General features: G+C 52.6%; 16 protein-coding genes. 2 read left to right on the top strand and 14 right to left on the bottom strand.

The genetic code is table 11. The features are described from left to right. Nucleotides 1–114: 114 nt before the first annotated feature. The 7 genes from IJ22_RS05535 to IJ22_RS05505 all read right to left on the bottom strand — a co-directional run bounded on the left by IJ22_RS05535 (nucleotide 115) and on the right by IJ22_RS05505 (nucleotide 5008). Nucleotides 115–837 (bottom strand): hypothetical protein, encoded by a 723-nt coding sequence (locus IJ22_RS05535; protein ID WP_062407820.1) that lies wholly within the window; start codon nucleotides 835–837, stop codon nucleotides 115–117. A gap of 133 nt (nucleotides 838–970) precedes the next feature. Continuing rightward, nucleotides 971–1618 (bottom strand): thiamine phosphate synthase, encoded by a 648-nt coding sequence (thiE, locus tag IJ22_RS05530; protein ID WP_054818037.1) that lies wholly within the window; start codon nucleotides 1616–1618, stop codon nucleotides 971–973. A gap of 1 nt (nucleotide 1619) precedes the next feature. Next, complete coding sequence (locus IJ22_RS05525) at nucleotides 1620–2048, bottom strand: CoA-binding protein (RefSeq protein WP_062407818.1); 429 nt, start codon at nucleotides 2046–2048, stop codon at nucleotides 1620–1622. 22 nt (nucleotides 2049–2070) lie between these two features. After that, nucleotides 2071–2907 (bottom strand): C39 family peptidase, encoded by an 837-nt coding sequence (locus IJ22_RS05520; RefSeq protein WP_082660980.1) that lies wholly within the window; start codon nucleotides 2905–2907, stop codon nucleotides 2071–2073. Between the two features lie 47 nt (nucleotides 2908–2954). After that, complete coding sequence (gene aroA / locus IJ22_RS05515) at nucleotides 2955–4250, bottom strand: 3-phosphoshikimate 1-carboxyvinyltransferase (RefSeq protein WP_062407816.1); 1296 nt, start codon at nucleotides 4248–4250, stop codon at nucleotides 2955–2957. A gap of 15 nt (nucleotides 4251–4265) precedes the next feature. Continuing rightward, nucleotides 4266–4625, bottom strand: a complete 360-nt coding sequence (gene crcB, locus IJ22_RS05510; RefSeq protein WP_074728190.1) for a fluoride efflux transporter CrcB — start codon at nucleotides 4623–4625, stop codon at nucleotides 4266–4268. Then, nucleotides 4625–5008 carry a FluC/FEX family fluoride channel gene (locus tag IJ22_RS05505; protein ID WP_062407814.1) on the bottom strand — a complete coding sequence of 128 codons (384 nt, stop codon included), beginning with the start codon at nucleotides 5006–5008 and terminating at the stop codon, nucleotides 4625–4627. Before IJ22_RS05505 ends, crcB begins: the two co-directional genes overlap by 1 nt. A gap of 123 nt (nucleotides 5009–5131) precedes the next feature. Between IJ22_RS05505 and IJ22_RS05500 the strand changes: the two genes are divergently transcribed. Then, entirely contained in the window at nucleotides 5132–5425 is a 294-nt protein-coding gene (locus IJ22_RS05500; protein WP_054818034.1) for a rhodanese-like domain-containing protein, read from the top strand. Here the strand turns inward: IJ22_RS05500 and IJ22_RS05495 are convergent. Continuing rightward, nucleotides 5422–5928, bottom strand: a complete 507-nt coding sequence (locus IJ22_RS05495; protein WP_062410871.1) for a shikimate kinase — start codon at nucleotides 5926–5928, stop codon at nucleotides 5422–5424. The two genes, IJ22_RS05500 and IJ22_RS05495, sit on opposite strands and share 4 nt — an antisense overlap. 167 nt (nucleotides 5929–6095) lie before the next feature. Between IJ22_RS05495 and IJ22_RS05490 the strand changes: the two genes are divergently transcribed. Next, on the top strand, nucleotides 6096–6455 hold the full coding sequence (locus tag IJ22_RS05490; protein ID WP_062407812.1) for a hypothetical protein: 360 nt from the start codon (nucleotides 6096–6098) through the stop codon (nucleotides 6453–6455). On the opposite strand, the gene gndA is transcribed toward IJ22_RS05490, so the two are convergent. From gndA to IJ22_RS05460, 6 genes are all read right to left on the bottom strand, one after another. Beyond that, entirely contained in the window at nucleotides 6452–7864 is a 1413-nt protein-coding gene (gene gndA, locus IJ22_RS05485; protein ID WP_062407809.1) for an NADP-dependent phosphogluconate dehydrogenase, read from the bottom strand. The genes IJ22_RS05490 and gndA overlap by 4 nt on opposite strands. Nucleotides 7865–7931: 67 nt before the next feature. Continuing rightward, the gene (locus tag IJ22_RS05480; protein WP_171005874.1) at nucleotides 7932–8699 is read right to left on the bottom strand and encodes an SDR family oxidoreductase; all 768 of its coding nucleotides are present in this window, start codon (nucleotides 8697–8699) and stop codon (nucleotides 7932–7934) included. A 21-nt stretch (nucleotides 8700–8720) separates the two neighbouring features. Next, the gene (gene gntK, locus IJ22_RS05475) at nucleotides 8721–10280 is read right to left on the bottom strand and encodes a gluconokinase (RefSeq protein ID WP_062407805.1); all 1560 of its coding nucleotides are present in this window, start codon (nucleotides 10278–10280) and stop codon (nucleotides 8721–8723) included. Further along, nucleotides 10281–11549 (bottom strand): nickel pincer cofactor-dependent isomerase, group 22, encoded by a 1269-nt coding sequence (locus tag IJ22_RS05470; protein WP_062407803.1) that lies wholly within the window; start codon nucleotides 11547–11549, stop codon nucleotides 10281–10283. An 8-nt stretch (nucleotides 11550–11557) separates the two neighbouring features. After that, nucleotides 11558–12568, bottom strand: coding sequence for a LacI family DNA-binding transcriptional regulator (locus IJ22_RS05465; protein WP_054818032.1), 1011 nt, complete (start codon nucleotides 12566–12568; stop codon nucleotides 11558–11560). Between the two features lie 181 nt (nucleotides 12569–12749). After that, complete coding sequence (locus IJ22_RS05460; RefSeq protein ID WP_062407801.1) at nucleotides 12750–13346, bottom strand: hypothetical protein; 597 nt, start codon at nucleotides 13344–13346, stop codon at nucleotides 12750–12752. Nucleotides 13347–13471 lie beyond the last annotated feature (125 nt).

The following is a 13471-nucleotide window of genomic DNA, read 5'->3' as shown; positions in this document are numbered from 1 at the left end:
TCATATTAAGATCGTAAGGCTTGGACACTTTTTTGTCAAACAATGAAATGAAGCCTCCGCAAGAAAAAAAGAGACGGAAATGAATATCCGTCCCTTTTAACCAATCCCGATAAATCAGACTTGATATCTGTTGATGCTGCTGACATTCACCCCGAATTGACTTTGAGACGGCTGTGTGGAGTCCGAGCGCAAATAGGCGTCATGGCCTTGTTGGTCTCCACGGTAGTTCGCCGTGTGATAAGACTGCGGGTTTTGATATTGTCCGTATTGTTGTTGTTGGTTGGAAACGCCGAATTGTTGGCTTATTCCCGCGTTGTACTGGCTGCCGAATTGGCTCGATTGACCGGCAAACCCGCTGTATTGGCTTTGGGACGGCTGGCTGGAATCCGAACGCAGGTAAGCATCATGACCCGCTTGATTCCCGCGGTAGTTCGCCGTATGATAAGACTGCGGGTTCTGGTATTGTCCGTATTGTTGTTGGTTGGAAACGCCGAATTGTTGGCTTATTCCCGCGTTGTACTGGCTGCCGAATTGGCTCGATTGACTGGCAAACCCGCTGTATTGGCTTTGGGACGGCTGGCTGGAATCCGAACGCAGGTAAGCATCATGACCCGCTTGATTCCCGCGGTAGTTGGCGGTGTGGTAAGATCCGGCGTTTTGATTAGAACCGAAAGACGAATTCCACTGATTGTTCGTTCCTTGGTTCAAGGATTGGTTATACTGGGATTGAACATAGCCCACCGGTTGGTATTTGGTTTCATACCCGCGGTACTGGGAACCGTAATGAGCTCCTGCCTGATTTTGAACATTGTTTTGGAAGCCCTGTTGATTATACATGAAAATCCTCCTTGAATGAGATTAAGAAGTCTTCCGGTTCCGGCGCACATTCGTCCGTTCTATTCCGAAAGCCTTTCTTATTTTCTTCAAGGAGGATTTTTTTTATAACCTTGCCGGATCTTTTTTTCAATCGTCAGCGTGCGCCAAGCACTTCCAGCTTCAGCCGTTCGGCGGCAAGACGCGGATCCCGGCTATGAACAATGGCGGATACGACGGCTACGCCGTCCGCACCGGCTGCTACAACGGGGGCGGCTTGTCCGTGTCCGATTCCCCCTATGCCAACCATGGGAATGCGGCTCCAGCGCTGCTTGATTTGGCCGAGAAGCCGGGTGCCGATCGGCTCGCCTGCATCGCCTTTGGTCAGTGTGGAGTAGATGGCCCCGACACCCAGATAATCCGCCCCGTTCTGCACTGCCCATTCCACTTCTTCCATCGTCCCTGCGGAGATCCCGACGATGGCGTCCTTGCCCATCAGCCTGCGCGCCTCCGAGCCGGGAAGATCGTCCTGGCCTACATGAACGCCGTCGGCTTCAAGCAGTAAGGCAACGTCTACCCTATCATTAACAATAAAGGGAACGCCGAACTCCCGGCATAATTCCCGGATCGGCCGGGCCTCCTTCAGAACCCGGGATAACGGCGCTTTCTTCTCTCTGAGCTGCAGCATCGTAATGCCGCCTTCCAAAGCAGCCTTCGCCGTTTCAAGGGCGGTTCTTCCCTCATAAGCGTCAAGCCCCATAACCAAATAAACAGCTAAACGATTTTGCAGGTTTTCCCGAAACAACTTACTTCCCTCCAGGCAGCAAAATGGAATCCTCTACCTTGATGCAGCGGTCCATAATCACTTCAAGCCCCCCGGCTTTGGCAATATCTGCCGCTTCTTCATTGTAAATGCCCAACTGCAGCCACAACACCTTAGCTCCGATACGTACCGCTTCCTCAGCCACCGGAACCGTTTGTTCGCTTCTCCGGAAGACGTTGACGATATCGACCGGTTCCGGGATATCCGCCAGCGATTTGTAGCAAGCTTCACCCAGAATCGTACCGTTGACCATCGGATTGACCGGAATGATGCGGTAGCCCTTCTTTTGCATGGCCTCCGACACCATATAAGACTCCCTGTCGGGCTTGTCGGACAAGCCAACCACAGCAATATTCTTTGCATTCACCAATATTTCTTTAATGGCCTCGCGAGACGGATTTTGAAACGGCATCCTGCTCACTCCTTATCACATATTATTTTGTATAGCTGAGCGCCTGGCTCCCCATCGCTTCCCAGGTTGCCAAAAATTGTGTTTTTTCAATCTTGTGCTTGCCTTTTCCCGACAGGGGATCATTCACATACACATACTCCTCGTCAAAGCCCACAAGCAATACGGCATGCACCATGAAGGTGGATTGAAACGGTCCGATCGGCGTATCCCATACGACCCATTTGCTCGGCACTTTATAATCGATGGTCGTCCACACCACAGAGGGAATGCCTTGAATCAATTGATCTTCAAGCTTAGAGAACGGCTCCCGCGTCATATCGACAGCCGTGGGCACATACGCCTTCAGCAGGTCGAACAATGCCGTATGATAAATGCTGAAGCCTTTGCCCGCGCCCGTCACCTCTCCGACAAAACCCAGGTTCGGGTTGCCCCAATAAGCGATAGAGCCGTCCTTGTTGTAACGGATCGGAGTTGCATCCCGCTTCATCTCTTTGGCAAGCTCCATCTTCGATTTGTTCACGCCGTAATACTGAAGCAGCATCGTCAGGCTTGTGACCTCGCAGCCGGAAGGGAGCTCCGGAAGCTGGCGGACAACGGGCGCGTCCAGCACGACGCTTTTGGGTCTGGGTTCTGCCGGCTTCTCTACTGCAGCATCGGCGTTATTCCCGTTAGGGGTCGGAGTTCCCTGCGCCGATTGGTCCGCATGGACAACGGGTCCGCTTAAAACGGGTTCATTCAACCATGCCTGTCCGGTGATTTTGCCGTATAACAGGACGGCAAAAACGCCGCTGGCGAACAGCAGTCCCGCAATCAGAAAGAGACCTAACGTAACTTGAATACCTTTCCACAAGATGGTCATCATGTAAACACCGCCTGGCCGCAAACGGATTATTCATCCTGGCTTTTTTATTCCTGTACGAGCTCGATGTTCGCACCCAGAGAGAGGAGATGTTCAAAATATTGCGGGTACGACTTGGCTACATGATGCGCATCGTTAATGACAAGGCCCTTATCCGAACGCAATCCTGCAACCGTCAGCGCCATAATGACGCGGTGATCGTAATGCGCGTTGATTTCCACGCCGCCGGCAATGCCTTGCGGACGACCGTGGACAATGATTTCGCTTTGTCTTTCTTCCACATCCGCGCCCGCCTTGCGCAGCTCGGTTACAAAGTCGGTAATACGGTCGCATTCCTTATAGCGAAGATTCTCGACATTGTAAAAACGGGAAGTGCCTTCGGCAAACAGGGATGCCGCCACCATGGCCAGAACGGCATCGGTAAAATGATCGCCGTCAAACTCACCGGCCTTCAGCTTTTGGCTGCCGCGTACGCGAACGACATCGTTCTCGTGAGTCAAGTTCACGCCCATCGCCCGCAGCACGTCCACCACGGCTCGCTCTCCCTGCTTGCTGTCCTCGGAAAGGCGAAGTACCGAGACATCCGAATTTGTAACGCTGGCTGCAGCCAGTATCGCAGCCGATCCCGGATAATCGCCTTGTACTACATACTTTTGCGGCAGATATTGCTGTCTTCCGGGAACTTTGTAATGCATCAGATCGTCGGAAGCTTCGATCCGGATGCCCGCTTGCGCAATCACTTCGAGTGTCTGCCCTACAATGACCTTGGATTTCAAGTCATGAAGCACCGTAATTTCACTGTCTTCCTCCAAAAGCGGCGTCATGAACAAAAGCGAGCTTAAAAATTGCGAGCTGACGTTGCCGGAAACCGTGATCTTGCCGCCGCGCGGCTGCCCGCCGCGGATCGTAATCGGAAGCTTGCCGTCCCGATGCTCCACCTGGACACCCATTTGCTGCAGAGCGTCGATCAAGTCGTCATGAGGTCTTTTTCCGAGTGAGTCCGGATAGGTATTCACAAAGGTCACTTCGGGGCAAAAAGCGGCCACGGACATCAAAAATCGCAGCACAGCCCCCGCATTGCCAACGTTCAGCTCTTTCACATGTTTAGGATTGCGGCCGAAGCCGCGAATCGTCATTTTCTCATCGTCCTCTTCAATCACCGCTCCCAGATCACGGATGCATCGGCGCATCGCATCGCTGTCCTCGCTGTGAGCCGGGTAGTACACGGTGCTCGTTCCATCCGCCAGTGCGCCGATCAGCAAATAGCGAGTCGTGTAATTTTTGGAAGACAGCGCATTGATCGTTCCTTCCAGGCGCGGCGTTGGTTTAACAATTGCTCTCATCGTAAGTATCTCTCCTTATATGATGTATCCTAAATAAACAAAGGCTATCCCCGCCGTATAAGTGAGTCCCATATATATCCAGGCGGAACGCTTGCGGCCTTGCGCCATCAGGTCCCAAGACTCCAGCTTGAAAGTGGAAAATGTGGTGAAAGCCCCGAGAAATCCGCTTCCGAGCAGAGCCATCATCCGGGTATCCGCCCCATGGCCCCATAGCCAGCCGAGCAAAAAGGCTCCCAGGACATTAACTGAAAGCGTACCGTAAGGAATCGGGCCGGGAAACCGCTTGGCGATCCTCCCGCTCATCCAATATCGGCTGATCGCTCCCCCGAAGCCTCCAGCGGCCACCAAAACCATATACAGCAATGTATTCGACATCACTCGGCAGAACCCCTTTTCGCAAACAGGACATGGGAACGTCGGCCAAGATGAACGCACAACAGCCCGCCCCATAAGCTGATCAAAAAGTAAACCGCGGTGCTTGCATACTGTCCGTGCCCAAGCAATTCAAAAAACTCCCAGCTTAGGGCGGAAAACGTCGTGAACGATCCGATAAATCCCGTCGTCACGGCAGCTCTGATCCGGGGATACCGGCCCAGTCTCACAGAATAAGCGAATCGGCCCAGCAGCAAACAACCGGCAAGATTGCACAGCAGGGTCCCCCAAGGGAAATGTGAGTTCCCATGGTTTAAAGCAAGAGACATCCCGTAGCGGGCCAAGGCTCCGGCCACACCCGCCAGACCTATGTATACTGCTGTCATCTCTATATCCCTCCTGGTGTGCGGCATGAATAGGTTTGACACAGCTTCTATTTTTTCATTATGATGAAATCGTTATGATGAATTCATTCGCCATAAGGCTATCCCCATAAGGAGGACTATTCCATGCAGACGATCACTCCAGCAGAAGTCAAACAGCGAATCGAGAGCGGCGAGAAGCTTTTTATTCTTGATGTCCGCGAACCGGAAGAAATCGCTCTCGGGATGATTCCGGGCGCGAAGTCGATTCCCCTCATGCAAATTCCCGAACGGCTTGCGGAAATTCCGCAGGATGGAGAAACGATTCTCGTCTGCCGCAGCGGCAACCGAAGCGGCAGAGCCTATGAATACCTGGAAGCGCAAGGCTTCAAAGGACTCAAAAACATGACCGGCGGGATGCTGGAATGGGAAACGCTCTAAGCGTTTCCTATTCTGCTGCATATGATCTCGACGATGCGGTCTACCGGTAAGCCATCCGTATCCACCTTCAAATCCGCAAAGTCGTAAGCATGTTCCCTGCTTTTCGCAATGTGTTTTACCCGTTCCTCCAGATGACCTTGAAGAAGCGGGCGGCTTTGATCCCCTTTAACGCGCTCGATAATAGTCTCTACCGAGGCAAAGAGAGCAACGACAAACCCGTTCTCTTTCATGGCAAGGCGGTTCAGTTCAAGCAGTACCGCTCCGCCGCCCGTAGAGACAACCTGCTCGCTTCGCTTCAGCACATTCCCTATGATTTCGCTTTCCGCCTTCCGAAACGCCTCTTCTCCCAACTTGGCAAACATGTCGCTGATGCTCATGCCTTGGCTTCTTACGATCTCTGAATCCGTGTCGACATAGGTCCAGCCCAACTTGGCGGACAGCGCTTGTCCTACTGTCGATTTGCCCGATCCCATCAAACCGACCAGTACAATATTGCGGTTCATTTCCATGCTGCACCTCTGGCTAAAGTCTTTAAACTTACCCTATCATATCACAGCTTGTCCCAACGTGAATAGAAAGTTTAGTGAACACATATGATGGATGTGAATAAATCCCAGCTTAAACAGTCAAGCTGATAATGCTGTATAGCTGCGAAAGGAGATCCTTTATTATGGTACCCGATGCCCTCTCGAACCCGAAGGTTCCCGCACCCTTGGCAACAGATCTGAAGCTCCAGCAAATCTTAGATTCTTCCACGCCCCTTTGCAAGGAAGACATTGTCTGGATGCTCGAATTCATTAAAAAAAAGGTGGCCGAGGAAGATCCGAATTTAAAAGATCTTTCCCAGCCACGACTGCTTCAAAACTTTCGCTATTTTGCTGAAATCGCCCTGATGCTGATTCAACGGCGCAACGGATTCGATCAGGATGCCGACCGGCTGAAGCTTTGGCTGGCCGAGGCCTCTTACGGATTGCATCCGGCCAGAACCCGTTCGCTCAGGCAGGCCGCTCTAAATGATGAGAAGGCTTAGTTTTCCATCCATTGGTAATGGAAGGTTCCTTCTTTGTCCACGCGCTTGAACGTATGAGCTCCAAAATAGTCCCGCTGCGCTTGCAGCAGATTAGCAGGCAGACGCTCCGTCCGATAGCTGTCGTAATAGGCCAGCGCGGAAGCGAAGGCTGGCACCGGAATGCCGCGGCTAATGGCGGTCGCCACCACGGTTCTCCATGCTTCCTGATAGTTTTCCACGATCCCCTTGAAGTACTCGTCAAGCAGAAGGTTTTTAAGTTCCGGATTGCGGTCATACGCATCCTTGATGTTTTGCAGGAATCGGGCGCGGATAATGCAGCCGCCGCGGAAAATCATGGCGATGTTGCCGTATTGCAGATCCCATCCGTATTCTTCGCTTGCGGCTCTCATTTGAGCGAAGCCCTGTGCGTAGGAGCAAATTTTGCTCGCATACAGCGCTTTGCGCACGGCTTCGATAAATTCCTTGCGGTCGCCTTCGAATACTGCCAGCTTCGGACCGTTAAGCACCTTGCTTGCGGCCACCCGTTCTTCTTTCATGGCGGAAAGGAAGCGGGAAAATACCGACTCGGTGATGATGGAAAGCGGCACGCCGAGATCAAGTGCGCTTTGGCTGGTCCATTTGCCTGTTCCCTTTTGGCCGGCCGAGTCGAGAATGACATCAACCATCGGTTTGCCCGTTTCCTGATCATATTTGGTGAAAATATCCGCCGTAATCTCAATCAGATAGCTGTCCAATTCGCCTTTGTTCCAGTCGGCGAATATTTCATGAAGCTCCCGAGTATTAACGCCCAGGACGTCCTTCAGCAGCTGATAAGCTTCGCAAATCAACTGCATATCTCCATACTCAATTCCGTTATGCACCATTTTGACGTAGTGGCCAGCGCCGTCCGGACCAATGTATGTGCAGCAAGGGTCGCCGTTTACTTTAGCGGAAATGGCTGTCAGAATCGGAGCCACCAACTCGTAGGCATCCTTCTGTCCTCCTGGCATAATCGCCGGTCCTTTCAAAGCGCCTTCTTCGCCACCCGATACGCCGGTACCGATAAAACGGAGGCCGTGCGCCTGCAATTCTTTATTACGGCGCTGCGTGTCCGGGAAGAACGCGTTGCCGCCGTCGATGATAATATCCCCCTGCTCAAGATGGGGAATCAACTGATTAATCGTATCGTCGGTCGCCTTTCCGGCTTGGACCATGATCAAGATTTTACGCGGTTTCTCAAGCGAAGCGACAAATTCCTCAATGCTGTATGTACCGACCAATCGCTTGCCCGGCGATTCGGACAACAGCGCATCGGTTTTTTCGCGGGAACGGTTGTATACGGAAACGCTGAATCCTCTGCTTTCGATATTCAAAGCCAAATTCTTGCCCATGACAGCAAGTCCGATTACGCCAACCTGTTGTTTCGACATAAGTCTCTCTCTTCCTTCCTTATCCTTAGTGAATTGCTGACGATTTCAAAAAGAAAAGCAGCTCTCTCTAGATCGTCATCGCCCCGAAGCCCCCGTCCACCCGAAGAAGGGCTCCCGTAACAAAGCCGGACGCCTTCTCCGAGGCCAAATACACGGCAGCCCCCTGAAGCTCCTCCGCTTCGCCGAACCGGTTCATCGGCGTGTGCCTCATGATCGCATCAACCCGGTCGGGCGACAGGATTTTACGGTTCTGCTCAGCCGGGAAGAAGCCTGGAATAATAGCGTTCACGCGCACTCGCGCCGGCGCAAATTCGCGCGCCAAAAACTGCGTCACGTTGTTGACCGCCGCTTTGGAAGCGGAATAAGTGAATACGCGGGAGAGCGGAGGCTCGGAGGAAACGGAGGAAATATTGATGATGCTGCCTCCCTCGCCTTTATCAACCATATGCTTCCCAAAAATTTGACAAGCCAACACCACGCTTTTCAGATTTACATCCATGATCGCATCCCATTCGTCCATCTGCAGCTCAAAGAACGGCGTCGGGCTGTTCATTCCGGGACAGTTCATCAGCACGTCGCAGCGGCCCGTCCAAGCCAGAACCTCCGACAATACCCGCCTCAGATCGTCTGCGTTGGTCGCGTCGGCAGAGAAGCATCGCGCTTTACCTCCCGCCTCCTCCACACGCTTGGCCACCTCTTCGGATTTCTCCATGTTGCGTCCTACAATCGCCACATCCGCGCCGTGTCCGCCCAAGCCGACTGCCATGGCGCCGCCCAAAGTACTGTTGCCGCCGATGATGACGGCTGTTTTTCCCGTAAGATCGAATAAATTCATGCTCATGGTCGAAAAGCCCCCTTAGGATTGCGTGTGCGTCAATTGGAAAGCGGCGATGGCATCAAACTCGTCCTTCAACTGATGGTACACACGATTATAAATTTTTGTCAACTGTCGATATATTTCGTGGTTCCGCTCACTGGCCTGAAGCGACTGTTCCACATGCATCCAATCATGCACGCTGGAGAAGTCTGCGATCTCTCCAAGCGCCAGCATGCCTAACTGGGCCGCCCCGAGACCGGAACTCTCAATGGTATTCGGTACGGCGACGTCCGTGCCAAGCACATCGGCCATCATCTGCAGCCAGAAAGGCGATCTTGCAAACCCTCCCGAGGCGCGCACTTCCCTGGTCGGACCGCCCAGCTCCTCAAGAGCCTTCACGACCGAATGGATCCGGTACATGACGCCTTCGAGCACGGCGCGAATCATGTGTTTCTTCTGATGATACAAGGATAATCCGAAAAAGACGCCGCGAGCATTCGCGTTCCAATAAGGCGCGCGTTCTCCGGACAGCAGCGGAAGAAAGATCAATCCGTCCGAGCCCGCAGATACTTCGCGCGCCAGCGCCGTTAAGTAATCATACGGATCCATTCCGCGGCGCCGGCCTTCTTCCGCTTCCGCCGTGGCTAACTGGTCTCGCACCCAGCGGAACATGATGCCACCGTTGTTGATCGCCCCTCCGACGACCCAGAAATCCTCCTTTAAGGCATAGCAGAACAACCGGCCTTGCGGATCTGTCACCGGCTCGCGCACGACGCCTCTCACAGCGCCGCTTGTCCCTATAGTCACGGCATACACTCCCTGGTCCAGGGCTCCTACGCCGAGGTTCGCCAGAACGCCGTCGGAAGCCCCCACTACAAATGGAGTATCTTCCGCGAGCCCCATCGAAGCGGCAGCATTCGCGTTCATGCCCTGCAGGACGCAGGTCGTGGGTACCGGGTCAGACAGCTGTTCGCGTCGAACGCCGCAGGCCGCGAGCGCTCCTTCGTCCCATTCCAGCCTGCGCAGATTGAACAACCCCGTGGCGCTGGCTATGGAATAATCGATGACCAGCTTACCGAACAGCCTGGCAAATACGTATTCTTTAATTCCGATAAATTTGTAGGCCTGATCGAACAGGTCGGGCCGATGGTCGCGGAACCACATCAGCTTAAGCAGCGGGGACATCGGATGAATCGGCGTTCCCGTATTCCGGTAAATATCAAGTCCATTTAACTCTTCTTTCAGCACCTTCACGTAAGCTGCACTGCGGTTATCCGCCCAAGTGATGCAGCGTGTCAGCGGCCGCAGTTCCTTATCCACCGCCATCAGACTGTGCATCGCCGAGCTGAACGATACACACAGCACCTGCCCCGGCAAAACGGCGGCTTTGCGTACCACCGTACGAACAGCGGTCAGCACCGCTTGGAAGATTTCATCCGGATCCTGCTCGGCCATATCAGGCGCAGGCGTAAACAAAGGATATTCCACGGAATGAGAAGCAAGCACTCTGCCACTCCGGTCGATCACAAGCGTTTTGGTGCTCGTGGTGCCGATATCCGCTGAAATGATATAAGGCTTTTGTACTGACGAACCAATCATTTAAATCAAGTTCCCTTCCTTGTTGAATGGCAAGTCGTATGGTTCGGTTAAAATCTCAATGTCCGGATGAAGCCTTGCTTCTTCCAGCAAATTCACGGAAATCTCGATTTCACCGAGGTGCAGCGTGTCTTGAATCCGTACCAAGCGGCATTTGGTATAATCCAGAATGTTGCATGTTTTTATTGCGGCTTTGATGGCGTAAAAATCGTTTTCGAGCGTCGTCGCAATTTTGGTCGGCGCACAAACGGTAGACGTCAGGCCATTGGCATACGTGGCAGCCAGATCCATTTTATCCACCAGGCGCTGGGTTGTAAAATCGGCCGTTCCCACCCCGTTTGCATTGCCTTTGGTCTCCGGCGTCGTATCGAGGACAACCATCTTGGATACGTCCGGTCCGCCATGCGCATAAGGCGTTGGATAGCGGCCGGTCACGTTCGGGTCCATGCCGTCTCCGCTAATATTTTTTCCGATATAATCAATGACCAGCACATCGATTTGATCGAATAAAATTTTAGGCAGCCGTGCTTTGGCGATCTTCAATAGTTCGATCTCGCGCTCCTCAATTTGCTCCGCGGGCAGAACCTCGACGATACACGTTTGGTCATAGGCGTTCTCAACCAGCGCAATTCCGAATACGATCGGCAGTTTGTCCAGCATAATGCGCGCCATGGCAGGCACATTCTCCGCCATATATTTAAATCCGAGCTGATGGCACGCTTCCGCCCCCTTCTGTTTGCCGAGGCCGATGGAAATCATTTTCATAATTCCGCTTTCGATCGGCCCGCGGAAGGCGGTGTGCGGTTTCACACGGTTAATAACGATAATCGCGTCCGCTTCCGAAGCATACTTGTCCACATACACCGGCAGACCGTTGGGAAGCTGATCGATCTTCACCACTTCCATGGAGGAACGGATCGGCGCGCCCATCGCTTCCTCGGTTATGCCAAGGTGATGGAGCACCTCCCTCTGCCCCTCAGCCGTTGCTCCTCCGTGGCTTCCCATGCACGGAACGATAAACGGGTGCGCTCCCGCCTGTTTAATCGCATCTATCGTCGTTTTGGTCAACGCGGCGATATTAGCCACGCCCCGGCTGCCCACAGCGACGGCGACCTGCTGCCCCGGCTTGATTCGGTCGATCGCCCCGGGCTTCCCAAGCTCTTTAACCAACTCTTCGACCGGATTCTCCAGCTTGTCTCCATTGAATTTTTGCCGGATCTTGACTACTTGCGGAATCGGGATATCTTGAAGCAGTTCTCTTAATATGCTCATTGCTCTTGTCAGCCTCCTGCGATGGTTTTGACAGAGTCCCGGATGACGAGCTCCGTGTGAAAGTAGACGGTCTCATGCTCCAATTGCTTGCTTTCAATAAACGCAAGCAATTTTGCCGCCCCCGCCCGGCTCATCTCTTCGATCGGTCTTCTGATCGTCGTCAAAGCCGGCGTCATGAAAGCGGAGAACAGTTGATCGTCGAAACCGACGACCGAAAGGTCGTCCGGCACCTTGAGCCCGCGTTCGGTTATGGCTTTCACGGCCCCGAGAGCCATATCGTCATTGCAGCAAAATACGGCTGTGGGACGCTCCGGCAGATCCAGCAGCCGGTTCATCGCGGCATAGCCGCTTTCCAGATCATAATTTCCCTGCGCCGACATAGCTTCTGAAAACGCCACATGATATTTCCTTAGCGCTTCAAGATAACCGTCGCGGCGGGATTGAGTCGATTTGAAGCCTTCCTTGCCTTCAATAATGGCAATTCTGCGGTGCCCCTGTTGAATTAAATACTCCGTCATCCGAAAGGCTCCGCTTTGATCGTCCGGCACAACATTCATGACCTGGACGTCCTCGATTTCACGGTTCAATACGATAAGCGGAATGCCTTTCTCCGCGGCATATTCAATGAACGGCTGGTCGCTTGCGCTTTGGCTCATCACGATAATGCCGTCGAAGCTTTTCCGGTTCACCTGATGAAAGCTTTTGTAGTCGTCGATCCCGCGAACGATCAAATTATATTCATCTTTAATGACGTCATTCACGCCTTTGATCGCCTCGTACAAAAATCCTGCGGAAGTACCCGTACGCAGAGTCGAAAAAAACAGCCCCAGGTTGTAGGAACGATCCAGCACCAAACTGCGGGCGCTGTAATTGGGCGTGTACTGCAGGCTTCCGGCAATCGCTTTGATCCGTTCCTTCGTTTCCGGATTAATCAGCGGACTGTCGTTCAGCGCCCGGGAAACGGTTGTGTGCGATACGCCGGCCAGCTTGGCGATATCCTTGATCGTAACGCTGCTCATAATCCAACCACCTCTTTGCTGTAATCATAACACAGAATTGCACACGTTAACAATGCTCTTTTTATTCATCTTTCTTTCGTCTCGCGGACCTCTTTTTACCGTTCCTTTCCGCTGCATTCTTCATTCAGGCTGACATACGAAACGGCCCGTGCGGATACACAGGCCGTTTCACATTTCGTATTCACATTTCAAGCAGTAGCATTTCATGCCTTAGCTCCTTCAACCTTTCTTTACATGCATCGGCGGTTTCGCGGTCTCCGGTCTGCAGCGCTTCGTGCAGAACGGCCAGTTCGTAATCAAGCTCCAGCCTCAACACCGGGATACGTTCATCCGGACGTCTGGAACGGAACGCCTGCATCATTTCCTCCACCGTTACGACAGGTTCTTTTTGGAATAACACTTTATGCTCCACCCCCGAGATTTCCACCATCCGAATGATTTGGCCGAACATGATGTTTTCGATCAGGATTTGCCGGTCTTTAAAGCGTTTGACGACAGCATGACCTCGTGTATCCCCGATCATTTTCTCCATGAGCTCCGCGAGCTTCTCATCCTTAAAGGAGTAGTTGCCAACAATCTTGTACCTTTCTCCTATCCTTTGGAATTTTAATTTTACCAGCTTGCGGCCGGTCCGGATGGAAACGATAAATTGCTGATCACTTTCATTCCAATACAAGGAATAACCTTCTTGTATAAGTGTTTTGATGAAGTTACGGATTAGCCGACGATCAAATCGTAACTCAAGGTTGCAATATTCCACTTCATGACTTTTACTCACGGCAATCCCTCCTCAGGTAGAATAGCAAGAACAAAGTTTCATCGGTTGCGTTGAACATTGCTGGGTCAGACATTGTCTATGATAACGACGAGTAGCGGATCCAACCTGCAATATCTTTGATAGAA

Origin of the sequence: Paenibacillus naphthalenovorans, from assembly GCF_001465255.1 — a bacterium.
Lineage (GTDB): Bacteria > Bacillota > Bacilli > Paenibacillales > NBRC-103111 > Paenibacillus_G > Paenibacillus_G naphthalenovorans.
This window is presented reverse-complemented; position numbering and strand designations above follow the sequence as displayed.

Coding starts and splice junctions, on each gene's coding strand:
- gndA (WP_062407809.1), bottom strand. CDS start 7,864: ATGTCGAAACAACAGGTTGGCGTAATCGGACTTGCTGTCATGGGCAAG.
- IJ22_RS05505 (WP_062407814.1), bottom strand. CDS start 5,008: ATGACAGCAGTATACATAGGTCTGGCGGGTGTGGCCGGAGCCTTGGCC.
- IJ22_RS05480 (WP_171005874.1), bottom strand. CDS start 8,699: ATGAATTTATTCGATCTTACGGGAAAAACAGCCGTCATCATCGGCGGC.
- IJ22_RS05535 (WP_062407820.1), bottom strand. CDS start 837: ATGTATAATCAACAGGGCTTCCAAAACAATGTTCAAAATCAGGCAGGA.
- IJ22_RS05525 (WP_062407818.1), bottom strand. CDS start 2,048: ATGCCGTTTCAAAATCCGTCTCGCGAGGCCATTAAAGAAATATTGGTG.
- IJ22_RS05465 (WP_054818032.1), bottom strand. CDS start 12,568: ATGAGCAGCGTTACGATCAAGGATATCGCCAAGCTGGCCGGCGTATCG.
- IJ22_RS05470 (WP_062407803.1), bottom strand. CDS start 11,549: ATGAGCATATTAAGAGAACTGCTTCAAGATATCCCGATTCCGCAAGTA.
- IJ22_RS05495 (WP_062410871.1), bottom strand. CDS start 5,928: ATGAACCGCAATATTGTACTGGTCGGTTTGATGGGATCGGGCAAATCG.
- crcB (WP_074728190.1), bottom strand. CDS start 4,625: ATGTCGAATACATTGCTGTATATGGTTTTGGTGGCCGCTGGAGGCTTC.
- aroA (WP_062407816.1), bottom strand. CDS start 4,250: ATGAGAGCAATTGTTAAACCAACGCCGCGCCTGGAAGGAACGATCAAT.
- IJ22_RS05490 (WP_062407812.1), top strand. CDS start 6,096: ATGGTACCCGATGCCCTCTCGAACCCGAAGGTTCCCGCACCCTTGGCA.
- IJ22_RS05520 (WP_082660980.1), bottom strand. CDS start 2,907: ATGACCATCTTGTGGAAAGGTATTCAAGTTACGTTAGGTCTCTTTCTG.
- IJ22_RS05500 (WP_054818034.1), top strand. CDS start 5,132: ATGCAGACGATCACTCCAGCAGAAGTCAAACAGCGAATCGAGAGCGGC.
- gntK (WP_062407805.1), bottom strand. CDS start 10,280: ATGATTGGTTCGTCAGTACAAAAGCCTTATATCATTTCAGCGGATATC.